A 1,821-nucleotide genomic window follows, 5' to 3' on the forward strand; every position below is an offset into this window, starting at 1 on the left:
AGTTGAGCAAATCCGCGCCGTCGAGGTTCATCAGCCCGCTGTAGGCGGCGGTGTCGATGCCGTCGCTGACCAGTACGTCGTGTCCGTCACCGCCGTGCTGGTGCGTAGTGCTGTCGTGCGGGTGCGCGGCTTCTGCACCGTCGCTGGCGCTGGCCAGTGCCGCGTCGTCGTGGACGGCCTGCGGCGTCTCGTGTTGTTCGAGGTTGGCGCTTGGCGTGTCTTCGACGATTTCGGTGGTGACGTTGTCGTTGCCGATGTTGGCTGCGGTCAGTTTGCCCGGCGTGCCGTGCTGCGTCGGGTCGGCCGGTTGGCCGAGGTTGTTGACGCTCTCAACAAGCTGCTCAAAGTTCTGCGGCAGCGCGTTGTACGGGTTGCCATCCTGTTCGGGATGTTTTTCGCGCTGGTCTTCCGGCAGCGGGTTTTCCTGGGTGTCGCTGGTGGGGAAGACCCAGCCGGCGTTGCGTTCGCGCGAGGCCTTGATAACGGCGTCGTACTGGTCGGGCGTCACGTCATGAATCATGTGCATGATGCGGTGCGCGTTGGCCGGGTCGTTTTCAAAGGCGCTCTTCGGCTGTTCGTAGTTGTTGAGGTAGGTCTTGGCGCTGACTTCGCTCGTCACAAAGATGTCCGCATAGGGCGCAATCGCGTCGGTGATGTGGGTGCCAGGGTTCGCCATCACCAGTTTGTTGCCCGCCTTTTCTTTGACGTAGCGGTAGATTTCTGCCATGTAGGCTGTCGCATGGTTGCTCTGCGCGCTGATTTCGTCAAAGAAGTAGCCGTGGATTTTGTCCTTGCCGTAGAGCTCCAGGTATTTGTCCACTTCTGCCTTGACTTCTTCAATCGGCCGCGTCTGGTACACGGTGCGGATATAGCCGAGGTTTTTGATGCCAACCGCGTCGTTGTCGTTGATGAGCTTGACGTAGTCGCTGTTGGCTTTTTCACCAACGCCGCTGGCCGGGTTGATGACGGCATACGGCACCTTGCCGCCGCCCGCCTTGTGTACGCTGTCCCAGTAGGTGTCGGTTTCCCAGCCACCGGTGGGGTATTTGTAGGCGGGGATAATCATCGATTGCGCGCTGACCGTACCGGTGAACGGCTTGTCGCCCGCGTTGATGTTGCCCACCAGGGCGTTCGCAATTTCCACGGTGTAGGTTTCCGTGCCTTCGCTGCCGTCACCGTCGTGGGTATCAACGGTGAAGTCTTTGGATACGGAGCCTTTCGGGATAACCACGCGCTGGATGTTCCAGGTGAGGTTGGCATCGCTGGCGTCGGTGCTGCCGTGCTTGATGCGCACGTCCACGCTGACGTCTTCGCTGGCAGGCTGGTCAAGGCTGACGGTGTAGGCCGCCTGTTTGCCTTCAAGCACGCTGGTCTGCCCGGAGAGGGTGACGCGCGGCGCATCGGCTGCCGGCGGCGGGATGAGATCGCCGCTGTTGGCGGCTTCCGGTACGACCGCAGGCGAGAGGTCGCTAACCGGTTTTTCCGCGTGGCCGGCCTTGTCGGTGTATTCCGCTTCGGCGCGCAACTGCATTCCCTTGACGGCGTTGTCGAGGTTGATGGTCTGGCCGTGCTGTTCCGGCAGCAGTTTGTCGTTGCCGTACCAGCGCCAGGTGATGCCGCTTTCCGGTACGCCGTCGGCGTCGGTGAGCTGCGCGGTCAGGGTGTGACCAATCTTCGCTTCGCCGCTGAGGGTGACGCTGCCCTTGTGGTTTTCGCCGGAAGGCGGTTGCGGCGTCGGCTGGTTGCCGTTGCCGTGCGGTGCCGGCGTGTTGGAGTGGTTGCTGCCGTCGTCTTTCAGCGGGGTGTAGCTGAAGGATTCGA

The 1,821-nt window shown here is 61.9% G+C and carries 1 protein-coding gene; it reads right to left on the reverse strand.

Annotated elements, in window-relative coordinates; genetic code table 11:
- Nucleotides 1-1,821: spherulation-specific family 4 protein (locus Q0349_RS06395; RefSeq protein WP_298080044.1), on the reverse strand; the 1,821-nt coding region annotated here is incomplete at both ends.

The organism is uncultured Cardiobacterium sp. (assembly GCF_938028185.1).
In the GTDB taxonomy this organism is placed as follows: Bacteria; Pseudomonadota; Gammaproteobacteria; order Cardiobacteriales; family Cardiobacteriaceae; genus Cardiobacterium.